Raw genomic sequence first — 20649 nt, 5'->3', positions numbered from 1 at the left:
CATGCGCTTCATCGGTGGCCGTCGTCCCGACCACGATCTGACCTATGCCGACGTGTTCATGGTGCCGAACCGTTCGGACGTCGGGTCCCGCCTCGAGGTGGATCTGACCACTCCGGACCGGGTGGGGACGACGATCCCCGTCGTCGTGGCCAACATGACCGCGATCTCCGGACGCCGGATGGCCGAGACCGTCGCCCGGCGCGGTGGCCTCGCCGTCCTGCCGCAGGACATCCCGGTCGACGTCGTCAGCGAGGTCGTGTCCTGGATCAAGTCGCGGCACCCGATCTACGACACCCCGATCACGCTCGGCCCGACGTCCACCGTCGGCGAGGCGCTGGCCTTGCTGACCAAGCGCGCGCACGGGATCGTCGTCGTGGTCGACGACGGTGCGCCGATCGGCATCGTCACCGACGGCCAGTGCCAGGGCGTCGACCGGTTCACCCAGCTCTCCCAGGTCATGACCGCCGACCCGCTGACCATCCCGGCCGGCACCGACCTGCCGAAGATCTTCGACGTCCTCTCCGACGCCCGGGTCTCCGCCGCCCCGGTGGTCGAGGGTGACCGGCTGGTCGGCGTGATCACCCGCAAGGGCGCCCTGCGCTCGGCGCTCTACCAGCCGGCCGTCAACGCCGACGGACAGTTGCTGACGTCGGCGGCGGTCGGCATCAACGGCGACGTCGCCGGCAAGGCGGGCGCCTTGCTGGCCTCCGGTGTCGACGTCCTCGTGGTGGACACCGCGCACGGGCACCAGGAGAAGGCGATCGAGGCGCTGCGCGCGGTGCGTTCCGTCGCCGGGTCGGCCCCGGTCGTCGCGGGCAACGTGGTGACCGCCGAGGGCACGCGGGAGCTGATCGAGGCAGGAGCCGACGTCGTCAAGGTGGGCGTCGGGCCGGGCGCCATGTGCACCACCCGGATGATGACCGGCGTCGGCCGCCCGCAGTTCTCGGCCGTCGAGGAGTGCGCGGCCGAGGCCCGGGCGCACGGCAAGCAGGTGTGGGCCGACGGCGGCGTGCGGCACCCGCGTGACATCGCCCTCGCGCTGGCCGCCGGGGCGGCCAACGTGATGGTCGGCTCCTGGTTCGCGGGCACCTTCGAGAGCGCCGGCGACGTGCACGACGACGCCGGCCGGCTCTACAAGGAGTCCTTCGGCATGGCGTCGGCCCGCGCCGTCAAGGCCCGGACAGCGAGCGCCTCGGGCTTCGAGCGGGCGCGGGCGTCGCTGTTCGAGGAGGGCATCAGCTCCTCGCGGATGTACCTCGACCCGGCCCGCCCGGGCGTCGAGGACCTGATCGACCAGATCGTCGCCGGCGTCCGGTCGTCGTGCACCTACGCGGGTGCGCGCACGATCGAGCAGCTCCACGAGCGCGCGGTGCTGGGGGTGCAGAGCGCGGCCGGGTACGAGGAGGGCCGCCCGCTGCCGACGTCCTGGTGAACCCGCTCCCGCTGGACGTCTTCGAGGAGCTGGTCGCCGACGCCCTCGACGAGGTGCCCGAGGAGCTGATGAAGCTGCTCGACAACGTCGTCGTCCTGGTGGAGGACCGCAATCCCGAGGATCCCTCGTTGCTGGGGCTCTACGAGGGGTTCGCGCTGACCGAGCGGGGCTGGCAGTACGGCGGCGAGCTGCCGGACCGGATCATGATCTACCGGGTGGCCATCTGCGACATCTGCGAGACCGAGGAGGACGTGGTCGACGAGGTGACGATCACCGTCGTCCACGAGATCGCGCATCACTTCGGGATCGAGGAGGAGCGGCTGCACGAGCTCGGCTGGGGCTGACTAGCGTTCATCGACGTGCCCGAGAACATCGCTTCCGCGGCGGGGAAGGCCGGCCTCCCGATCAAGATGCTGCACGACCGCCTGCTGGTGTCGCTGCGCAAGGAGGACGGCGACCGGCGCTCCACCGGCGGCATCCTCATCCCCGCCACGGCCCAGGTCGCGAAGCGGCTGGTGTGGGGCGAGGCGCGCGCCGTCGGCGGCAACGTGCGCCAGGTGAAGGTCGGCGACCAGGTGCTCTTCTCCCCTGAGGACCAGCACGAGGTCGAGGTGCACGGCGAGGACCTGATCATCCTGCGCGAGCGCGATGTGCACGCCGTCGCGGCCGAGCGCATCGAGGAATCGACCGGCCTCTACCTCTAGCACCCCACGACTGTGGCAGGCGGTTCGGGGCGGGAGTGGCGCTCGATCGCCCCCGTCATGTCGACCAGGAACCGGCGGACGACGGCCAGTTCGTCGTCCGAGTAGTCCGCCATCGCTGCGGTGAGGTCGCGCTGCAGCCCACCGAAGTGCTCCGCCCCCGCTGCCATCGCGGTGTCGGACATCTCCAGAACGACCCGGCGACGGTCCTCGGCGTCCCGGGTGCGGCGGATGTGCCCGGCCTTCTCCAGCCGGTCCAGCAGCGCGGTCACCGAGGCGGAGCTCAGGTCGACGGCCGCGCCCAGACGCCCCGCGGTCAGCGACTCTCCGCCGCGCGCCGCGTCCATGATCGCCACGAGGGCCCGCACGTCGGTGCGGTTGAGGCCGTGCACCTCGGCGAATCGCTGGCCCACCGCATCCAACTCAACGGTCAGCCGGCGAAGGAGCAGCGCCAGCTCCCGGTGATCGGTCACCTTCGCCTCCTCGCGCTATTCTCTCGACGATCGAGATAATCGACCAGCAAGGAAGATCATGCCTCGCCGCCGTCCGTCCGTCCGCTGGCTCCTGCCGGCGATCCTCGTCCTGCTCTGGCTGGGCGCCGCTGGACCCCTCGGCTCCCTCGGCGGGGGCCTCAGCGACGTGCAGGAGAACGACTCGGCCGCCTTCCTGCCCGACAGCGCCGAGTCCACGCGGGTCACCGAGCTGCAGCGCGGCTTCCAGACCAGCCGTGCGCTGCCGGTGATCCTGCTGTGGGAGGGCGACGGCACGCTCGACCAGCGGCAGCTGACCGAGATCGGCGACCGGATCGAGCAGGCCACGACGCTCGCCGGCAGCGCCCTTGTCGGGGAGGCGTCACCGCCGATCCCCTCCCAGGACGGCGCGGCGGTCCAGGTCGTCCTCCCGATCGAGCCGGATCTCGGCGACGCGCTCCCGGCGCTCGTCGCCGACCTCCGGGGCATCGACGGCGTCGACGGGACGTCGGCCTACGTCACCGGCCCGGGCGCCTCGTTCGCCGATTTCGCCGACGGCTTCTCCGGCATCGACGGCCTGCTGCTGCTCGCGGCGTTCGGCGTCGTCCTGCTGATCCTGCTGGTCGTCTACCGGAGCCCGATCCTGCCGTTCCTCGTCATCGGCACCGCCGGCCTGGCGCTCACGGCGTCGATGGCGGTCTCCTACCTGCTGGCGAAGGCCGGGTGGATCGCGGTCAACGGCCAGAGCCAGGGGATCTCCTCGATCCTGGTCGTGGGCGCCGCCACCGACTACGGCCTGCTGCTCGTCGCCCGGTTCCGCGAGGAACTGCGCGAGGAGCAGTCGAAGTACACGGCCATGGGGATCGCGCTCCGGCAATCGTGGGCGCCGATCGTCGCGAGCGGCGCGACGGTGATCCTCGGCGTCCTCTGCCTGCTGTTCTCCGATCTCGGCTCCAACCGTGGCCTCGGCCCGATCTCCGCGGTCAGCGTCGCGCTGGCCATGCTCGCCGCCCTCACCTTCCTGCCCGCGGTGCTCGTGCTGCTGGGCCGCGCCGCGTTCTGGCCGTTCCGCCCGCAGTACGGCTCCGAGCACCGGCACGGCCGAGGCTGGGAGCGGGTCGCGCAGATCGTCGGCCGCCGGCCGGGGCGGGTGCTGATCTGGAGCCTGGTCGCGCTGTTCGTCGCCGCTGCGTTCGCGCCCGCCTTCTCCGCCGACGGCATCCCGCTGAGCCAGGCGGTGCGCGGGGGCACCGAGTCGGCGGCCGGGCAGGAGGCGCTGGAGCGCCACTTCGACGCCGGCACAGCCGGCCCCGCGGTGATCATCACGCCGGAGGGCGACTGGCCGGCGGTCGCCGAGGCCGCGTCCGCAGTCGACGGCGTCGCTTCGGTCACCCCCTTCACGGGGTCGGGCCGCCCCGGACAACCGGGCGATCCGGTGGTCGTGGACGGACTGGTCCGGCTCGACGCCACCCTCGCCGAGGCGCCCGACTCCGAGCAGGCGCTCGACACCGTCCAGGCCCTTCGGACGGCGGTCAGCAGCGTCGACACCGACGCGCTCGTGGGTGGGACGACGGCGAGCGACCTCGACACCCGCGAGACCGGCGCCCGCGATCTGCGCGTGATCGTGCCCAGCGTGCTGCTGGTCATCACGATCGTCCTGGCCCTGCTGCTGCGCTCGGTCGTGGCCCCGCTGCTGCTGGTCGCGACCGTCGTCCTGAGCGTCGGCGCCACGGTCGGCGTGGCGGGCCTGCTGTTCGAGCACGTCTTCGGTTTCCCCGGCAGCGACCCCGGCATCCTGTTGGTCGGGTTCGTGTTCCTGGTCGCGCTGGGGATCGACTACAACATCTTCCTGATGACCCGCGCCCGCGAGGAGTCCGTCGAGAACGGCACGAAGGACGGCATCCTGCGTGCGCTGGCGGTGACCGGCGGGGTGATCACCAGCGCCGGGCTGGTGCTGGCCGCGACCTTCGGCGCCCTCGCGGTGCTCCCGCTGGTGCTGCTCAGCGAACTCGCGTTCCTGGTCGGCTTCGGCGTCCTGCTCGACACGTTCGTCGTCCGGTCGCTGGTGGTGCCGGCCGCCGTCCACCTGCTCGGCGACCGGGTCTGGTGGCCCAGCCGGCTCGCGAAGCGCGCGTCGGAACCCGAGCGCGAGCTGGAACGCGTCTAGCTCCCAGCACGGACCCTCAGGCCCATCGTGACTGTGCAGCTATCCACGCCTCGGGGGACGAATGAGGTGGATAGGTGCACAACGGTCATGGATCAGCTCGTCGTGCGGCCCGTGCGGATGTTCTCCAGCCAGGACGCGGCCTCGGCGAACGCCTCGTCGCCGGCCATCTCCGGGACCGGCCTGTTGTCCCGACCGTCGGCCCGCGGGTACGAACCGAGGAAGCGGACGTCGTCGCAGACCCGGTGCAGGGCCGCCAGCGCCTCCCCCACCCGCCGGTCGGCGATGTGGCCCTCGCAGTCGAGGGAGAAGGAGTAGACGCCGAGCCGCTCGCGGGTGGGGCGTGACTCGATGCGGGTCAGGGAGATCTCCCGGACGGCGAACTCCCGGAGCAGCTCGAGCAGCGCGCCGGTGCGATCGCCGACGACGGCCACCAGGGAGGTCTTGTCGTTGCCGGTCGGTGCGGTGGGCTGCCCCGGCGGGCTGACCAGGACAAACCGGGTGACCGCCCCGGGACGGTCGGCCAGGTCGCCGACCAGTGACACCAGGCCGTAGCGTTCGGCGGCGATCGGGGCGCAGACGGCCGCGTCGTACGTCCCCGCCGCCACGGCCTCGGCGGCCACCGCGGTCGACGTGAGCGGCAGCGGGCTCACGCCGGGAAGGAGCTCGGCGAGCCGGCCGGCGGTCTGGGCGAGGGCGTGCGGATGACTGGCCACCGAGCGGATGTCGGCGAGCTCGGTACCGGGCCGGACGGCGAGGGCGAACTCCACGTGCAGGAAGACCTCGCGGGTGATCACGAGGGGGTCGCCGTCGGCCAGACCGTCCATCGTGGCGGGCACCGAACCCTCGACGGAGTTCTCCAGCGGGACCAGCGCGGCGTCGGCGTCACCCGATCGAACGGCGGCCAGTGCCGCAGGAACACTCGGCTGGGGGTACCGGGCTCCCTCCGAGGAGGCAACTGCACTGAGGAGCGCCGCCTCGGCGAAGGTACCCTCGGGCCCGAGATAGGCGAACCGCGTCGGAGACGTACTGGGGGGCATCCCGGGCATCCGACGAGGGTAGTGCGGGCGGGTGGGGCCAGGTGCCTCACCCGGGGGAAGCTGCCTCGACTACTGGCAGCTCCGGCCCGCACGGGCCGGTCCATCCGGAAGTGAAGGGAGGCACGTGAGCCCCCGCCCGGCACGCGTCGCTCCCGGCGACCTCTTCGCCGTCCTGTGGCGTCTCCTGACGGCGAGCGCCCGCGAGGACGCCACCGCATTCATCGCCCTGCTGGACGAGGCCGGCGACACGCTCACCGAGAGCAGCGAGCCCCAGTGGATCGCCTGGCGACACGCGCTGACCGCCCGCCGCGCTCTCATCGAGAACGACCCGGACGCCGCCGTGGTCGACGTCGCGGCCGCCCGGGAGGCCCTCGACAAGTGCCTGCCCTCGGCCGACACCGCCCTGGTCATGGCCTTCCTGGCCCACGTCGAGGTGCTCGCCGACCACTTCGACGCCGCCATGCTGCTCGCCGTCGACGCCAGCCTGCTCACCGACGGGAAGGCGGCCGGCGAGCCGTCCCGTGCGCTGCTGCAGGCGCACCGCTGGCTGTCGCTGACCCTCTCCGGCCTGGACCTGGAAGAGCCCGCGGTCTCGCACGCGATGCGCGGCCAGCACGTCGCCGCCGCCCTGCGCGAGCCGGCCGACCAGTGGCGGCTGCGGCTGCTGTCGGCCCAGCAGCACACCGAACTGGCCCAGACGCTGCGCCGCCGCGGCGACCTCGACCGCTCCCGGGAGCTCGCCGTCGAGGCCATCGCCGGCGCCGTCGCCGCCCGCGACCTGGACTGGGAGCCCGAACCGGACGAGAGCGACCTGCTCGACGTCGTCCAGGCGTGGGCCCTGACCTGCGCCGACGACCTGGACGGCGCGCTCGGCCCGCTGCGCCGCGTCCGGCGCCGGGTGGAGGCCGAGGGCGGTCTCTGGCTGCGCGGCTACACCGGCCTGGCGCTCGCCCGCCTGCTCGTCCGGGTGCACGAACGAGACGACGACGTCGAGAGCGGCGACGAGGCGATCGAGCTGCTCGTGGACGCCGCGGGTGCCTTCGCCGCCGCGGGCGACCGCCGCCGCTACCGGCAGTGCCTGCTCGAGCTGGGCCAGCACGCGGCGGACCTGGGCCGCCCCGCGGAGGCGCTGCACTGGCTGGAGGCCTACCGCTCCGACACCGGCCGCGCGCACACCCGCAGCCGGGAGATGTGGGCGGACATGTTCGTGCAGCGCAGCCGCCTGCGCGAGGCCGAGCGTCAGGCGGTGCTGTTGCGCCGGCACGCGCTGGAGGACCCCCTGACCGGGCTCGGCAACCGCCGCAGTGCCGAGCGCAGGCTCGGTGCGATGCGCCTGGGCGAGGAGCCGCTGTCGCTGGCCGTCGTCGACGTCGACCGCTTCAAGGAGGTCAACGACGGCGCGTCGCACACGCACGGGGACGCCGTCCTCCGCCGGGTCGCCGACCTGCTGCGCGAGCACAGCCGCAACGGCGACGAGGTCTACCGCTGGGCCGGGGACGAGTTCCTCGTCGTCCTTCCGACGGCCACGCAGGCCCAGGCCGTCGTGGTGATGGAGCGCCTGCGCTCCGCCGTGGCCGCGGCCGACTGGACCGACCTCGAGGTCCGCGAGCCGGTGACCGTCAGCGTCGGCGTGGCCACCGCGCCCGCCGTCGACGGCGACTCCGTCAGCGTGGGCTGGCGGACGCTGTTCGACACCGCCGACCTCCACCTGTTCTCCGCCAAGCGCGGCGGCCGCAACCGGGTCCGCGCCCCGGGCACCGCATCCGGTGCGGAACCCGAGGGTGACGAAACCGGGGACGACGGCACACCCGGCAAGGCCGACGCGTGAGTTCCTCGGACGCGTGGGACGTATGGGACGGGGGACGGCGCGTTCCCGATGACGTGCTCGACAGTGCAGGGGACGACGTGCACAGTGCGCTCGTGCCACCCGGAGCCCTGCACCATCGGGTGACCGCGGCCCTGGCGAACTGGCAGCTCGACGATGCCGAGGAACTGCTCGCCGGCGTCGATCGGGATCCCTCTCCTTACGTCGCCGCCGATCCGGCCGCCGACGCGCCCGACGGCGCCCCCGTCTCCCTCGGCAAGGCCTGGGCCGACACCCTGCGTGCCGAGCTCCTGGTGCGGCGATTGCGCGTCGCCGGCTTCACCCTCGTCGGCGATCCGGTGACCGCGGACGCCTCGACCGAGCCTGCCCTCGACCTGCACGCCGGGGTGGCCGAGCTGATCGACGGATCCGGTGACGAGACCGACCCGCGCTCGGAGTCCGCGTCGCGGGCGGCCCTCGCCATCGCGCTGGTCCGCTCGGCCAAGGCCGCCTTCGACGCGAGCGACGACGACCTGCAGCGCGCCGCCGGGCTGGCCCGGCACGCCCGTATCGAGCTGCTCTCCCGCCGGATCGACGCGGCGATGGACGAGGCGGTCGAGGCCGCCAGCCTGCTCGACCCGTTGCTCGCCCCCAGCGCGCTGCTCATCGACACCCTCGGCACGCTCTCCGGCGTCCTCGCCGACCTCGAGCTCATGCCGCTGGCGCTGGACTACCAGCGCCGCGCCCACGAGTCGGCGACGGCCGCCGCCGCTGATCCCGGCTCGCTCGGCCCCGACGACGGCGATCCCGACGTGCTGGTCGCGTCGACCGCCACCTGCCTCGGGGAGCTCTGCGCCGAACTCGGGGAGGGACTGCTCGACGACGGCGTCCCGGAGTCCGCCGCCCCCTACTTCGCCGACGCCCGCCGGTTCGCCGAGGAGGCCCTGGCGCTGCTGCCGCCGGAGTCCTCGGGCGTCGTGACCGCGCAGGTCGTCCACGGGTGGGCGCTGGTCGGCCTCGGCGAGCACGCGGCCGCGATCGGCCCCCTGCGGGCTGCCGTCCGGATCACCTCCGCCACCGCCGATCGCGCGCAGCTGGCCTCGGCGCAGCTGGCGCTGGGTCGCGCGCTGCGCCGGCAGGGCGACGGCACGGCCGCCGACGAGCACCTGGTCTCCGCGCTCACCCTGGCCACCGAGCACGGCCTGCCGCGGCTGCGCCGCGCCGCGCTGCGGGAGCTGTGCACCCTGCACGCCGAGCTCGACGACGCCGGGAGCGCGCTCCCCTACCTGCAGGCCTACCTCTCCGACGAGTTGGACCGGGTCGACGAGCGGCGCACCCGCTGGGTCGAGCTGTTCGGCCGCCGCAAGAGCCTGCTGGAGACCGAGCGGGCCGCCGGTCAGCTGCGCCGCCAGGCCTACGAGGACCCGCTCACCCACCTGCCCAACCGGCGCTACGCCGAGGCCCGCCTGGACGGCCTGCTGTCGGCCGGCGCGGCACCGGCGCTGGCCGTCGTCGACGTGGACCGGTTCAAGTCGATCAACGACGCGATCGGCCACCCGGGCGGTGACTCGGTGCTGCGCACGGTCGCCGAACTGCTCATCGCCGGCGTCCGCGACACCGACGAGGTCTGCCGCTGGGCCGGCGACGAGTACGTGATCCTGCTGCCCGACACCACGGCCGAGCAGGCCGAGCGGGCCCTGGAGCGCACCCGCCGCAAGGTCGCGACCTACGACTGGTCGGAGTTCGGGCTCACCGTCCCCGTGACGATCAGCGTGGGCATCGCCTCGGCGGCTCGCGGCGACGACCGGCGGACGCTGTTCGCAGCGGCCGACGGCGTGTTGTACGACGCCAAGCGCAGTGGCCGCGACCGCGTCGTGCGACTGTCGGGTGTGACACAGACGAGGGCACCCGGCACGAGTCCCCTGGACGCCCTGTTCGGCCCACCGCCGTCGGACGCCGACGCCCCCGACGCGACCACGTCGGACTCCCCGGAGGACGACGAGGCCGCGGCTACCGTCGCGACCGTGCAGCCTTCCCCGCCGGACGACGACACCGCCTCGTCCGACGAGGCCGGTGGTTTCGCCCCGCTCCTGGTCGAGCCCGATCCTCCCCTCGGTCTCGGGAGCGCCGCCGAGCCGCTGCTGGGCCCGGTCCTCGACGCGACCGAGCCGATGCCCATCGCGATCGCACCGGTCGGCTCAGTCGAGCCCGAGGTCATCTGGGGCACCGGCCGCAGCACCGAGCAGATCCTCGCCCTCGTCCGCGAGGCCCGGCGCGAGCACCCCGACCGTCCGGCCCTGGTGCTGCGTGCGTCGGCCGAGACCCTCGTCGCGCTGGCCAGCGAGCACGACGCGTACACGACCATGGACGCCGCCGCGATGGCCGCCGCCGTCGGCCCGGTGCCCGACCCGGTGGGGCGCGTCCGCGTGCTCTGCGCCGGTGGCGGCGACACCCCGGTCGCCGCCGAGGCCGCGTTCGTCGCCCGGGTGACCGGCACCGAGGTGGCCCGGGTGGACGACATCGGCGGCAGCCGGATCCGCGGCCTGCTCGCCGACGGCACCCTGCTGGGCGACGTCGACTGCCTGGTGGTCGTCGCCGGCCTGGACGCCTCGCTCGCCACGATGATCGGCGCGATGACCGACGTCCCGGTGGTCGCGGTGCCGACCTCGACCGGCCAGCCCAGCGCGTTCGGCGGCCTCGGCGCACTGATGACGATGCTCAACTCGGCGGCGCCCGGCGTCGTCGTCAGCAACATCGACAACGGTTACAGCGCCGGGGTCTTCGCCGCCCGCGTGGCAAGGCGAAGCGCCCGCGGCTGAGCCCGTCCGCGGTCGATCATCGTCTGCGTGCCCGCCGCGGGGCGTGTCGCGGCGGGACGCTCCGCAGGAGCGTGCACGGAGACGATGATCAACTCTGCTGAGCCCTGAGCGATGATGTCCCGATGATCGGCTGGCTCGACCTCTCGGCGGGGGCTTCCGGCGACATGCTGCTGGGCGCGCTCGTCGATGCCGGGGTGCCCCTCGACGTCCTCGCCGCCGCCGTCGCCGCGCTGCCCGTCGAGGCCATCCGGCTGGAGACCGAGCAGGTCACCCGGCACGGCCTCGGCGCGACCCGAGTGCACGTGCACACAGCTGACTCCCCGCACCACCGCACCTGGCCCGACGTCCGCGCGCTGCTCGTGGACGCCGACCTGCCCTCCTCCGTGCGCGAGGGTGCCCAGGCGGTGTTCGAGCGGCTGGCCGTCGCCGAGGGCCGCGTGCACCGCATCTCCCCCGACGAGGTGCACTTCCACGAGGTGGGCGCGCTGGACGCACTGGCGGACGTCGTCGGGGTGGTCGCCGGCATCGAGCACCTGGGCCTTACCCGGCTGTTCGCCTCGCCGGTCGCGCTCGGCAGCGGCTCGGCCCGCAGCGCCCACGGCGTCGTCCCGATCCCCGGGCCGGCCGTCCTCGAGCTGCTGCGCGGCATCCCCGTCGTCGCGGGGGCCGTGCCCGCCGAGATGTGCACCCCCACCGGCGCCGCGCTCGTGGCGCACCTCGTGGACGAGTGGACGACGCTGCCGCCGATGCGGGTCGACCGCGTGGGCGTGGGCGCCGGTGGGCGTGACCCGGCCGAGCTGCCGAACGTCGTCCGGTTGGTGCTGGGTTCGGCCGACGAGCCGAGCACGCCCGGCCCCGTCGTCCTCCAGAGCCCTGTCGTCCTGGAGAGCCCTGTCGTTCTGGAGACCAATGTCGACGACCTGGACCCGCGGCTGTGGCCCGGCGTCCTCGACGCGCTGTTCGCCGCCGGCGCCTCCGACGCCTGGCTGACCCCGATCCTGATGAAGAAGGGCCGTCCGGCGCACACGCTGTCCGCGCTGTGCCGGCCGGAGGCGGTGCCCGCCGTCCAGGCGGCGATGTTCGCGACGACGTCGACCATCGGGATGCGCATCGTGCCGGTGGGCAAGACCGCCCTGGAGCGGACGTCGGCCTCGGTCGCCGTGCTCGGCGGGCGGGTGGGCGTGAAGGTCGCCGTCCACGACGGCCGGGTGGTCAACGTCAGCGTGGAGTACGAGGACGTCGCCCAGCTCGCGCGCGAGCTGGGCCTGCCGGTCAAGGAGGTGCTGCGGGCCGCCACGGCCGCAGCGGAGCACGCCCACCGCGCGGGCTGACCAGGCCACTGACTCGATTGGCCTGCCGGCGGCGGGCCGGCCGTCAGTCATGCTCGATGCGTGTTCCAGGATCTCCGACGCCCCGGCCGCCGGCTGCCCCACCGGCTGATCCAGCTCTATGCCGGGCTCGCGCTCTACGGCGCCTCGATGGCGCTGATCATCCGCTCGACGCTCGGCAACATGCCGTGGGACGTCCTGCACCAGGGGCTGGCCCACCGGATCGGCTGGTCCATCGGCGCCGTGTCGATCCTCGTCGGCGCCCTCGTGCTGCTCGCCTGGATCCCGCTGCGCCAGCGGCCGGGGCTCGGCACGGTGAGCAACGTCGTGGTCATCGGACTCGCCGTCGACGCCACGCTTGCCGTCGTGACGACCCCGTCGTCCCTCCTGCTGCGCACCGGGCTGCTCGTGGCCGGGGTCCTGCTCAACGCCGTCGCCACCGCGGCCTACATCGGCGTGCACCTCGGCCCGGGACCGCGGGACGGGCTGATGACCGGCCTGGTGCGCCGCACCGGCGGGTCGGTGCGGCTGGTGCGCACGTCGATCGAGGTCGCCGTCGTGGCCACCGGCTGGTTGCTCGGCGGCACGCTGGGCCTCGGCACCGTCCTCTACGCGCTGGCGATCGGCCCGCTGGTGCAGCTCCTGCTGCCCCGGATGTCGGTCACCCTTGCGTCGACGCCCACTCCGACAGCCGGCGCTCCGACTCCTCCGGGCTGACCTCCTCGACCTTGGTCATGACCGCCCAGCGGTGGCCGAACGGGTCGTAGATCGAGGCGAACCGGTCGCCGGTGACGAAGGTGTCGGGCTTCTCGCGGACCGTCGCGCCGCGCTCGACCGCCGTGGCGAAGACGGCGTCCACATCGGCGACGTAGATGCACGTCGAGCCGCTGACCGCATCGCTCGAGCGGTCCGGGACGACCAGGCCGTACTGCTCGTTCGGGTCGCTGAGCTGCAGGCGGCCGTTCCCCAGGTCGAGCTCGGCGTGCATGACGGTGCCGTCGGGGCCGTCCATCCGGCCGACGACGGTCGCGCCGAACACCTCCTCGTAGAAGGTGATCGCGTCGCGCGCGGGCGAGCAGACGAGGAACGGGGTCAGGGTGGTGTAGCCCTCGGGCTTTCCATTCGTGATCGCCATGTCCGTGATCCTGCCTAGGCTGCGACCGTGGCGTCTTGGAAGAACGCGACAGGTGCGCTCGATCGCGCCGCGACGCTGCGCGGCATCCTGCGCCCGACCGAGGTGGCCGAGCAGGCGAACCTGCGCCGCGACGCCCGCGTGGCCGAGCCGCTGCGGCCGTTCATCGAGCGCTACTGGTCCGTGCGATGGGACCTCACCGGACAGCCGCCGTTCCGCTCCGAGGTGCTCAGCCATCCGAGCGTGAACCTGTCGGTGGAGCAGGGCACCCACCCGCGCTTCGGCCACGACCTGCCCGCCGTCCTGCTGCACGGGATCGTCACCCGGCGGTTCACCGTCGACTTGGTCGGCGCGGGCCGGGTGACCGCGGCGAAGTTCCGGCCGGGCGGCTTCGCCGCGCTCACCGGCGTCCTCCCGGGGAACGACAGCGTGACCCGGCTGGGCCCGCAGCTCGGGCTGTCGGCCGACCGGCTGCTCTCCGCCGTCCTGGCCGAGGACGAGGACGACGACCGCTCGGCCGTTCTCGACGCGGCACTGGAACCGCTGGCCCCCGAGCCGCCGGGGCCCTACCTGGATCTGCTCGGGCTGGTCGCGGAGATGATGGACGACCGGGCGCTCGTGCGGGTCGACCAGGTGGCCGCGCTCGGGGCGATGAGCGTCCGGTCGCTGCAGCGGCTGTTCGCGACGTACGTCGGGGTGAATCCGAAGGCGGTCCTGGCGCGGTACCGGCTGCAGGACGCCGCCGCGGCAATCGACGCCGGCGAGGTCGACGACCTGGCCGGGCTGGCCGCCTCACTGGGCTGGTTCGACCAGGCGCACTTCAGCCGCGACTTCCGTTCCGTCGTCGGCGTGACACCGTCGGCCTACCTGCAGCGGTCCCGGGGCTAGACGGTCTCCCGTGTCCGCAGGCCGGCGCGGACGACGGGGACGACCGCCACGACGAGGACGGCGACCGCGACCGGACCGCCGAACGCCCAGGCGGCGAACACCAGGAGCGAGGCCAGCTCGATGCCGAGGCCCGCCACCGAGGTGATCGTGGCCCGGTGCACGCTGGCGATCCGGTCCTGGAGCCGGGCCTCGGCGACGACGAGAACCGCTAGGTAGAGCGCGTAGAACACCGCGACGACCGCGAGCGCGGCCGGCTGGGCCCACAGCGTGGCCGCGGTGAGGCAGCCGGCCGCGACGACCAGCAGTGCGAGCAGTGCCCCTCCACGCAGGTGGTCGGCCCGGCCCCCGAGTGCGGCGCCCGCGGCCCCCGCGAGGGCAATGACGAGGACCGCGAGCGGGACGGCCTCGGTCGCCACACCCCAGTCGCCGGCGAGGACGGGGAAGTACTCCTCGATCGCGTCCAGGCCGCCGATCAGTGCCACGGCGAGCACCAGGACGCGCAGCGCGGGGCTGTGCAGCGCCTCGGAGACGCCCTCCCGCAAGGTGCTGCCCAGCGACTCGTCGTCGTCCGCTGTCCGTGGCGCCTCGGGGAACCGCAGCGCCAGCGCGGCCGCGGCCAGGCAGGCCGCGACGCTGGCCCACCCGACGAGCGCGTAGCCGCCGATGGCGTACAGCGCGCCGGCGGCGAACGCCGTCGGCACCTGGACCAGCAGCTCGGCGGCGGTCATCCAGCCGTTCACCTTGACGTAGCTGTCCGCTGCGCCGACCGCGGCCATCCCGTCGTAGACGAGGGCCTCGCTGGCACCCGAGACCAGCGCGCCCGAGACGCCCCACACCACGAATCCGAGCGCGAAGGCCCACGCCTGCGGAGCCGCCGTCCAGATCACGAAGGCGACCGCCTGCAGGACCCCGGCCAGCACGACGACACCACGCCGCGACCACCGGTCGGCGAGTGCGCCGGAGGGAACCTCGGTGATGAAGCCGGTCACCGACCAGATCGCGAAGAGCGCCGAGATCTGCGCGTCCGAGAGACCGGTGTCGAGGAAGAGCAGCGCGTAGAGCGGGTAGTAGGGAACCAGCTCGGACAGCGCGGCCCAGCCCACCGCCAGGCGGGCGAGCGGCCGGGCAGCGGGCGGAAGCGCGTTCGGGGAAGGGCGTCAACGGAACGGCATGGCCCGGACCGTAGCCGGGATCACCGCCGCCCGCACCGCGTTTGCACAGCGCCGTCGGCTACTCTCGCCGACGAAGGGGAGTAGCCCCCCGTCCGCTGGTCGACATGCTGGCGCGCCTTCACCGGCCGCCCGGTCAGCGGGTCCACGCCTCGGCGTGGATGGGCGAGACCTTCGACTGATGCAGCCTGCGCTGCCGGTCGGAGGCTGCCCGCACCCGCCCGGCACTGCCGAGTGGAAGAGGAATCCTGTGGTCCTGTCGGTCATCGCGGCCGCGTTCATCCTGGTGCTCCCTGTGGAACTGCCGGACAAGACGCTGTTCGCCACGCTCGTGCTCGCCACCCGGTTCAGGCCGCTGCCCGTGTTCGTCGGCGTCGCGACGGCATTCGGGCTGCAGGTGGCGATCGCGGTCACCGCAGGCTCGCTGCTCACACTGCTGCCGGACGCCGTGGTGAGCAGCATCGTCGCGGTGCTGTTCGTCGTCGGCGCGGTCATCCTGTGGCGCAGCGTCCGCAGCGGCGCCGAGGAGGAGGACGACCTCGACGAGACGCCCGCTGACCCGTCGTTCCTCAAGGCGGCGGCCATCTCCTTCGGGGTGCTCTTCGCCGCGGAGTGGGGTGACCTCTCCCAGCTGGCCACGGCCGGCCTCGCCGCCCGCTACGACGACCCGCTGTCGGTGTTCATCGGTTCCTGGGCCGCTCTGCTGGTCGTCTCCGGGCTCGCTGTCTTCCTGGGCCGGAAGCTGGCGGACAAGCTGCCCATCCGGTTGATCCGGCTGGTCGCCGCGATCCTCTTCTCGGTGTTCGCCGTCATCGCAGTCCTCGAGACGATCCGGCTGCTCACGGCCTGAGAAAATCGCCCTTGACCCTGACGTAGCGTCAGGCTGCAATCTCCTCTCCGTCAACGGAAGGGAGGAACCCCGTGAACGTGGGTGAGGTCGCGGCGCTGGCCGGCGTCACGGTGCGCACGCTGCACCACTACGACCGGATCGGGCTGCTGTCGCCGTCCGGACGGACGGCGGCCGGCTACCGGCAGTACGCGCCGGCCGATCTGGACCGGCTGCACCAGGTCTTGCTGTACCGCGAGCTCGGGTTCCCCCTCGAGGAGGTCGCGACCCTGCTGGACGCGCCTGATGCCGACCCCGAGGCGCATCTGCGCCGCCAGCACCGACTGCTGCGGGCCCGGCTCGAGCGCACCCAGGCCATGGTCGCGGCCGTCGAGAAGGAGATGGAGGCACGCAGCATGGGGATCTCACTGACCCCGGAGGAGCGGTTCGAGGTGTTCGGCGAGCACGACCCGGCGCAGTACGAGGCCGAGGTCGAGGAGCGCTGGGGCGAGACCGACGCCTACGCCCAGTCGAAGCGGAAGACCGCCGCGTACACGAAGGACGACTGGGTGCGAATCAAGGCCGAGGGCGCCGACATCGAAGCCCGGTTCGCCGCCGCGATGACGGACGGCGTCCCGGCGGATTCCGACCGCGCGATGGACGTCGCGGAGGAGCACCGGCAGCAGATCTGCCGGAACTTCTACGACTGCCCGGCCGAGATGCACGCCGGGCTCGGCCGGATGTACGTCGAGGACGAGCGGTTCACCGCGCACTACGAAGAGATAGCGCCCGGTCTGGCGCAGTACGTGAGCACCGCCGTCCAGGCCAACGCAGCCCGCCAGGGCTGATCCGGCGTCCCTGCGGGTGCTAGAGGTCGCGCCACGTGCTCGGCAGCGCGGCGATCGCGAGGTCCGGATCCCACCCTGCGGGACGATCCTCGGGATGCCGCCACGCGCGCCCGCGCTCGATCCACTCGCGGCGGCCGCGAGCGACCTGCTGTGCGCTGACGTCGTCCACACCCGACTCGGTGTCGCAGCACCGGCAGATCACGTACTGGGGCACGCCACCGATGAACCGCTCGTCGCCGTCGTCGTAGCCGCAGACCCGGCACGCGCTCTCCACGTCGCCGAGAACCCACAGGTCCACGGCGTTCAGGCGGCGACACAGCGCTTCCAGCTCGGACTCGCTCCGTCGCAACGGCCGCAGCACGCGCTGCACCCAGCTCCGCTGCACTTCGACGGAGACCACACCGGGCGACACCTGCCGCGCTCCAGCGGGCAGCGGTCCAGGAAGCTTCGAACCGAGGTCGAGGACGTCCCACACGACACCCTCGCGCCGCAGGTCTCCGGTCCGTCGGACCCGCACCCCGTCACGCTCGGCCTCCACCTCGAAGAACCACGCGTCGACCGTTCCGCGCACCGCACCATCGGGGCCATCAGGCCAGAGGTCGGCCAGGACCCGGCTGGCAACCTTCGCGCTGCTCCGGACCAGCAGCAACCGCTTGGCCTCGTCCACAGCCCGACCCTCTCGCACCGACCCGACCGGCGTCCGCACGTAGTGAGCTGACGTCCGGCTTCAGGGGCAGGGAAACCGGCGCCAGCGTTCTGCGTTCGGATCGTCGGTCAGATCCGGATGAGCACCTCGCCATGCAACATCCCGAGCCAGCCGTCGTCGGCGTCGCGCCAGCGCAACCACGCGGCGGCGATCTCCTCCAGGTCCGCCGACGTGGCCAGCCCGTAGGCGACCGCCTGCTCCGCGAACGCCGAGGACGTCGCCCGGCCGGCCCACGAGTTGCCCCACCACTCCCGCTCGGCAGACGAGGCGTAGCACCAGGACGACGCCGTGGCCACCACGTCGCGGAACCCCGCCGCGTGCGCCCACGCCACCAGCCGACGCCCGGCCTCCGGCTCGGCACCGTTGCGCCGGTGGACGGCGAAGTACAGCTCCCGCCACCTGTCCAGGCCGTCGTCGGCCGGGTACGTGACGAACGCCCCGTAGTCCACGTCGCGGACGGCGATCACCCCGCCCGGCCGGCACACACGAGCCATCTCCCGCAGCGCCGCTCCCGGATCGGTCAGGTGCTGCAGCACCTGGTGGGCGTGGACGACGTCGAACGAGTCGTCCTCGGCCGCGAGCGCGTAGACGTCGCCGACCTCGAAGGCGACCTCGACACCGGCTCGTTCGGCTGCGGCACGCGCCTCGGGCAACGGGTCCGGCGAGACGTCCAGCCCGACCACTCGGCCGGGCGCGACGCGGGCAGCGAGGTCGACGGTGATCGTCCCGGGACCGCAGCCGACGTCGAGCAGGTCCAGACCGGGCCGCAACGACGGCAGCAGATATGCGGCGGAGTTCTCGGCGGTCCGCCAGCGGTGCGACTGGAGCACCGAATCGGCATGGCCGTGGGTGTAGGTATCCACGCGGCGATCCTGCACCTCTCCTGGTCAGACCCGGCGCCCGGAGCCGGAGCCCAGGGACGGAGCCCCATGCCCCTCGCACTCGACTTCCCCGCCCCGGCCGGTCCGATGACGGCAGTTCCCGCGCTCGACCTCCTGGCCCGGATCACCGAGGAGACCGACCTGGACGACGGCGTCCGCGTCGCGGGCGACCTTGTCGCGGTCCCGCGCGGCCCCGGTCGGCTGATGACCACGGCGCTCGCCGACGCCCTGCACGCGCGCTACTTCCGCGGCATCGCCCGGGCGTCCGGCGCCGAGAGCCCGGGAGGACGACGGGGGGATGCGTTCTGCCGGCGACTCGCCGACGCCCTGCGGCCCGACTTCCTCCGTCGCGACGGCTGGCGGTTCAGCTACCGGACCGCCGCCGGAGTGCCCTCCTTCGTGATCACGGTCGGCGCGGCGGCCCCGGACCGCGCCAGCTGCTTCCTGCACCTGCAACCGAGCACCGCGCCGGAGGTGTTCGCCCGGCTCGTGACCGCGCTCGACGGCTACGGCGTGGGCTTCCGCGCCGAGCTCGCGGGCGATCCGGCCGCCTGCGCCCCCTCCGACACCGCCGTCGTCACCGTGGCCCGGAGCGACGCGTCGGCCCTCGCCCGCGTCGCCCTCCGGGTGCACCAGCGGTCGCCGTTCGTCCTCGCCGCGGCCGTGCCCGGGTTCACCCGGCAGCTCGCTCCCGGCATCGCCCTCGCCGACGAGCCCGGAACGGGCACCCCGTTCGGGCGGCACCGCTGCCGGCTGGTGGCCGCCGGTATCGTCGCCGCCGGCCACGGCGCGGGCCCGGCGGCACGACGGGAGTCCGTCCTCCGGACCCTCAGCGCCGCATGCCTCGACCCGGTCGCGCTGCACCTCAACCCGGGCGCCTGCGACGTCGACCTGAGCCGCTAGAGCTCCTCGGCCAGCACCTGCTCGGCGACGGCGACCGCTCGGGCACGGTCGGCCGGCACCAGGCCGATCCGGGTGCGGCGGTCCAGCAGGTCGGCGACAGTGCGGGCGCCCTCGTGCCGGGCGGCGAACCGCAGCTCCCCCACCGTCTCCAGCCGGCCGGCCACCACCGCGGCCGGCCCCAGCGCCTCGACCACCGGCGCCTCCGTGCCGTACCGGCCCACCAGCCGGGTCGCGGCACGCACGCGGTCCAGTGCCGCGCGCGGCGCCGCCCCCATCAGCGGCAGCCGCCCGGTCAGCGAGCGGAGAGCGCCGCGGCCGAGGCGGGCCACCACGGCGTCCACCGTCTCCTCGGCCATCGCCCGGTAGGTCGTCAGCTTGCCGCCGACCACCGTGAGGACCGGTCCGTCCCACTGGAGCAGGTGCTTGCGGGAGAGGTCCGCGGTGGCGTCGCCGGGGCCGGCTCCGGCGGACGCGGGCAGCACCAGCGGTCGCAGCCCGGCGTAGGCGCCGACCAGATCGGCCCGCGTCAGCGGCTCGGTCAGCACCTGGTTGACCGTGTCCAGGAGCTGCTGCACCTCGGCGTCGCTGGGCACCGGATCGGCGTCGGGCACCGGCCCGTCGACCGGCTCGTCGGTCAGCCCGAGGTAGACCAGCCCGTCGGCCTGCGGCAGCGCGAACACGTAGCGGGACCGCGAGCCCGGCAGCGGCACGGTCAGCGCCGCGGACGGCGACCCGAGCCGGTCACCGCGCACGACCAGGTGCGAGCCCCGCGACGGCTGCAGCCGGATGCCAGGCGCCAGTCGCTGCGCCCAGACCCCGGCGGCGTTGACCACCACCCGGGCCCGGATGGTCACCGCCTCGGAATTGTCGACAATGGCGTGCACGTCGGACCCGTCGACGGCGGTCACCGCGGCCCCGGTCAGGATGCGTGCGCCGTACGCCGCGGCCGTGCGGGCGATCGCGACCACGAGCCGGGCGTCGTCCACCAGCTGCCCGTCCCAGAACACGACGCCACCGCGGCCCGGCCGGACCCCGGGCGTCAGCCGCGCGACGTCGTCCGGGCCCACCCGCCGGGTCGAGGGCAGCGACCCCCGCCCCCCGGGCACGGACAGCCGGACGGCGTCCCCGAGGTGCCCGCCGGCCGCGGCGAGGGCCGTCACGTCCCGCCCGGCCTCGTCGGGCACGAGGAAGGGCAGCTTCCGGACGAGGTGCGGCGCGGTCGACCCCATGAGGACCGCGCGTTCGCGGGCGCTCTCCCGCGCCAGTCCGATCTCTCCGTGCGCGAGGTACCGCAGACCGCCGTGCACGAGCTTCGACGACCACCGGCTGGTGCCGGCGGCGAGGTCCGTGCGCTCGAGCAGGACCACCGACAGGCCCCGGCTGGCCGCGTCGAGCGCGACACCGGCGCCGGTCACACCGCCCCCCACGACGACCACGTCGACCTCGGCCCCGGCGACAGCGGCGAGGTCCTCGGCACGCCGTCCCGGGGAGAGCGTCCCCGGTAGGGAGGTGGTCACCGTGATCGTTCCGAGCGGAGC

Annotated in this window: 19 protein-coding genes; 12 read left to right on the top strand and 7 right to left on the bottom strand. The window is 73.7% G+C overall.

All coding sequences use genetic code 11. The features are described 5' to 3' along the window. The first annotated feature begins 1 nt into the window (after position 1). From E4P38_RS14705 to E4P38_RS14695, 3 genes are read left to right on the top strand one after another with little or no spacing between them, the layout of a single operon-like run. Entirely contained in the window at positions 2–1432 is a 1431-nt protein-coding gene (locus tag E4P38_RS14705) for a GuaB1 family IMP dehydrogenase-related protein (protein ID WP_135132560.1), read from the top strand. Then, positions 1429–1776 carry a metallopeptidase family protein gene (locus tag E4P38_RS14700; RefSeq protein WP_135132559.1) on the top strand — a complete coding sequence of 116 codons (348 nt, stop codon included), beginning with the start codon at positions 1429–1431 and terminating at the stop codon, positions 1774–1776. The genes E4P38_RS14705 and E4P38_RS14700 overlap by 4 nt, the downstream gene beginning before the upstream one ends. Before the next feature lie 15 nt (positions 1777–1791). After that, positions 1792–2136, top strand: coding sequence for a co-chaperone GroES (locus E4P38_RS14695; RefSeq protein WP_245161042.1), 345 nt, complete (start codon positions 1792–1794; stop codon positions 2134–2136). Here E4P38_RS14695 and E4P38_RS14690 read toward each other — a convergent pair. Continuing rightward, on the bottom strand, positions 2133–2606 hold the full coding sequence (locus E4P38_RS14690; protein WP_135132558.1) for a MarR family transcriptional regulator: 474 nt from the start codon (positions 2604–2606) through the stop codon (positions 2133–2135). The two genes, E4P38_RS14695 and E4P38_RS14690, sit on opposite strands and share 4 nt — an antisense overlap. A gap of 58 nt (positions 2607–2664) precedes the next feature. Here E4P38_RS14690 and E4P38_RS14685 point away from each other — a divergent pair, with 58 nt between their 5' ends. Continuing rightward, positions 2665–4770 (top strand): MMPL family transporter, encoded by a 2106-nt coding sequence (locus E4P38_RS14685; protein ID WP_135132557.1) that lies wholly within the window; start codon positions 2665–2667, stop codon positions 4768–4770. Positions 4771–4862: 92 nt separating this feature from the next. Here E4P38_RS14685 and pheA read toward each other — a convergent pair whose 3' ends face one another. Then, positions 4863–5816, bottom strand: coding sequence for a prephenate dehydratase (gene pheA, locus E4P38_RS14680; RefSeq protein ID WP_135132556.1), 954 nt, complete (start codon positions 5814–5816; stop codon positions 4863–4865). A gap of 115 nt (positions 5817–5931) precedes the next feature. Here pheA and E4P38_RS14675 point away from each other — a divergent pair, with 115 nt between their 5' ends. The 4 genes from E4P38_RS14675 to E4P38_RS14660 all read left to right on the top strand — a co-directional run bounded on the left by E4P38_RS14675 (position 5932) and on the right by E4P38_RS14660 (position 12475). After that, a complete protein-coding gene (locus E4P38_RS14675; protein ID WP_135132555.1) occupies positions 5932–7635 on the top strand; it encodes a GGDEF domain-containing protein in 1704 nt (567 codons plus the stop codon). Then, a complete protein-coding gene (locus tag E4P38_RS14670) occupies positions 7632–10430 on the top strand; it encodes a diguanylate cyclase (RefSeq protein ID WP_135132554.1) in 2799 nt (932 codons plus the stop codon). The genes E4P38_RS14675 and E4P38_RS14670 overlap by 4 nt, the downstream gene beginning before the upstream one ends. Before the next feature lie 122 nt (positions 10431–10552). Continuing rightward, entirely contained in the window at positions 10553–11761 is a 1209-nt protein-coding gene (gene larC / locus E4P38_RS14665; protein ID WP_135132553.1) for a nickel pincer cofactor biosynthesis protein LarC, read from the top strand. Positions 11762–11821: 60 nt separating this feature from the next. Then, entirely contained in the window at positions 11822–12475 is a 654-nt protein-coding gene (locus E4P38_RS14660; RefSeq protein ID WP_209309116.1) for a hypothetical protein, read from the top strand. Here E4P38_RS14660 and E4P38_RS14655 read toward each other — a convergent pair. Beyond that, positions 12420–12893 carry a VOC family protein gene (locus E4P38_RS14655; RefSeq protein ID WP_135132552.1) on the bottom strand — a complete coding sequence of 158 codons (474 nt, stop codon included), beginning with the start codon at positions 12891–12893 and terminating at the stop codon, positions 12420–12422. The genes E4P38_RS14660 and E4P38_RS14655 overlap by 56 nt on opposite strands. 27 nt (positions 12894–12920) lie before the next feature. Here E4P38_RS14655 and E4P38_RS14650 point away from each other — a divergent pair, with 27 nt between their 5' ends. Further along, positions 12921–13778 (top strand): helix-turn-helix transcriptional regulator, encoded by an 858-nt coding sequence (locus tag E4P38_RS14650; RefSeq protein ID WP_135132551.1) that lies wholly within the window; start codon positions 12921–12923, stop codon positions 13776–13778. Here the strand turns inward: E4P38_RS14650 and E4P38_RS14645 are convergent. Then, the gene (locus tag E4P38_RS14645) at positions 13775–14881 is read right to left on the bottom strand and encodes an MFS transporter (protein ID WP_135132550.1); all 1107 of its coding nucleotides are present in this window, start codon (positions 14879–14881) and stop codon (positions 13775–13777) included. The genes E4P38_RS14650 and E4P38_RS14645 overlap by 4 nt on opposite strands. A gap of 247 nt (positions 14882–15128) precedes the next feature. Here E4P38_RS14645 and E4P38_RS14640 point away from each other — a divergent pair, with 247 nt between their 5' ends. Then, positions 15129–15797: a TMEM165/GDT1 family protein gene (locus E4P38_RS14640; RefSeq protein WP_245161041.1), complete on the top strand. Its 669-nt coding sequence runs from the start codon at positions 15129–15131 to the stop codon at positions 15795–15797. Between the two features lie 71 nt (positions 15798–15868). Continuing rightward, a complete protein-coding gene (locus E4P38_RS14635) occupies positions 15869–16621 on the top strand; it encodes a MerR family transcriptional regulator (RefSeq protein WP_135132549.1) in 753 nt (250 codons plus the stop codon). A 19-nt stretch (positions 16622–16640) separates the two neighbouring features. Here E4P38_RS14635 and E4P38_RS14630 read toward each other — a convergent pair whose 3' ends face one another. Together E4P38_RS14630 and E4P38_RS23880 are read right to left on the bottom strand one after the other, a co-directional pair. After that, positions 16641–17288 carry a hypothetical protein gene (locus tag E4P38_RS14630; RefSeq protein ID WP_135132548.1) on the bottom strand — a complete coding sequence of 216 codons (648 nt, stop codon included), beginning with the start codon at positions 17286–17288 and terminating at the stop codon, positions 16641–16643. A 107-nt stretch (positions 17289–17395) separates the two neighbouring features. Further along, positions 17396–18190 (bottom strand): methyltransferase domain-containing protein, encoded by a 795-nt coding sequence (locus tag E4P38_RS23880; protein ID WP_135132547.1) that lies wholly within the window; start codon positions 18188–18190, stop codon positions 17396–17398. A 66-nt stretch (positions 18191–18256) separates the two neighbouring features. Here E4P38_RS23880 and E4P38_RS14620 point away from each other — a divergent pair, with 66 nt between their 5' ends. Next, the gene (locus tag E4P38_RS14620; RefSeq protein ID WP_135132546.1) at positions 18257–19111 is read left to right on the top strand and encodes a T3SS effector HopA1 family protein; all 855 of its coding nucleotides are present in this window, start codon (positions 18257–18259) and stop codon (positions 19109–19111) included. On the opposite strand, the gene E4P38_RS14615 is transcribed toward E4P38_RS14620, so the two are convergent. Next, positions 19108–20628: a glycerol-3-phosphate dehydrogenase/oxidase gene (locus E4P38_RS14615; protein ID WP_135132545.1), complete on the bottom strand. Its 1521-nt coding sequence runs from the start codon at positions 20626–20628 to the stop codon at positions 19108–19110. The two genes, E4P38_RS14620 and E4P38_RS14615, sit on opposite strands and share 4 nt — an antisense overlap. Positions 20629–20649 lie beyond the last annotated feature (21 nt).

The organism is Blastococcus sp. CT_GayMR16, from assembly GCF_004570875.1.
Lineage (GTDB): Bacteria > Actinomycetota > Actinomycetes > Mycobacteriales > Geodermatophilaceae > Blastococcus_B.
Note: the sequence above shows the minus strand (reverse complement) of the source record. Positions and strands in the feature narration are given on the sequence as shown.

Excerpts from the sequence above, each read along its gene's own strand:
- E4P38_RS14685 (WP_135132557.1), top strand. The coding sequence starts at position 2,665 with ATGCCTCGCCGCCGTCCGTCCGTCCGCTGGCTCCTGCCGGCGATCCTC.
- E4P38_RS14620 (WP_135132546.1), top strand. The coding sequence starts at position 18,257 with ATGCCCCTCGCACTCGACTTCCCCGCCCCGGCCGGTCCGATGACGGCA.
- pheA (WP_135132556.1), bottom strand. The coding sequence starts at position 5,816 with ATGCCCGGGATGCCCCCCAGTACGTCTCCGACGCGGTTCGCCTATCTC.
- E4P38_RS14705 (WP_135132560.1), top strand. The coding sequence starts at position 2 with ATGCGCTTCATCGGTGGCCGTCGTCCCGACCACGATCTGACCTATGCC.
- E4P38_RS14640 (WP_245161041.1), top strand. The coding sequence starts at position 15,129 with ATGCAGCCTGCGCTGCCGGTCGGAGGCTGCCCGCACCCGCCCGGCACT.
- larC (WP_135132553.1), top strand. The coding sequence starts at position 10,553 with ATGATCGGCTGGCTCGACCTCTCGGCGGGGGCTTCCGGCGACATGCTG.
- E4P38_RS14655 (WP_135132552.1), bottom strand. The coding sequence starts at position 12,893 with ATGGCGATCACGAATGGAAAGCCCGAGGGCTACACCACCCTGACCCCG.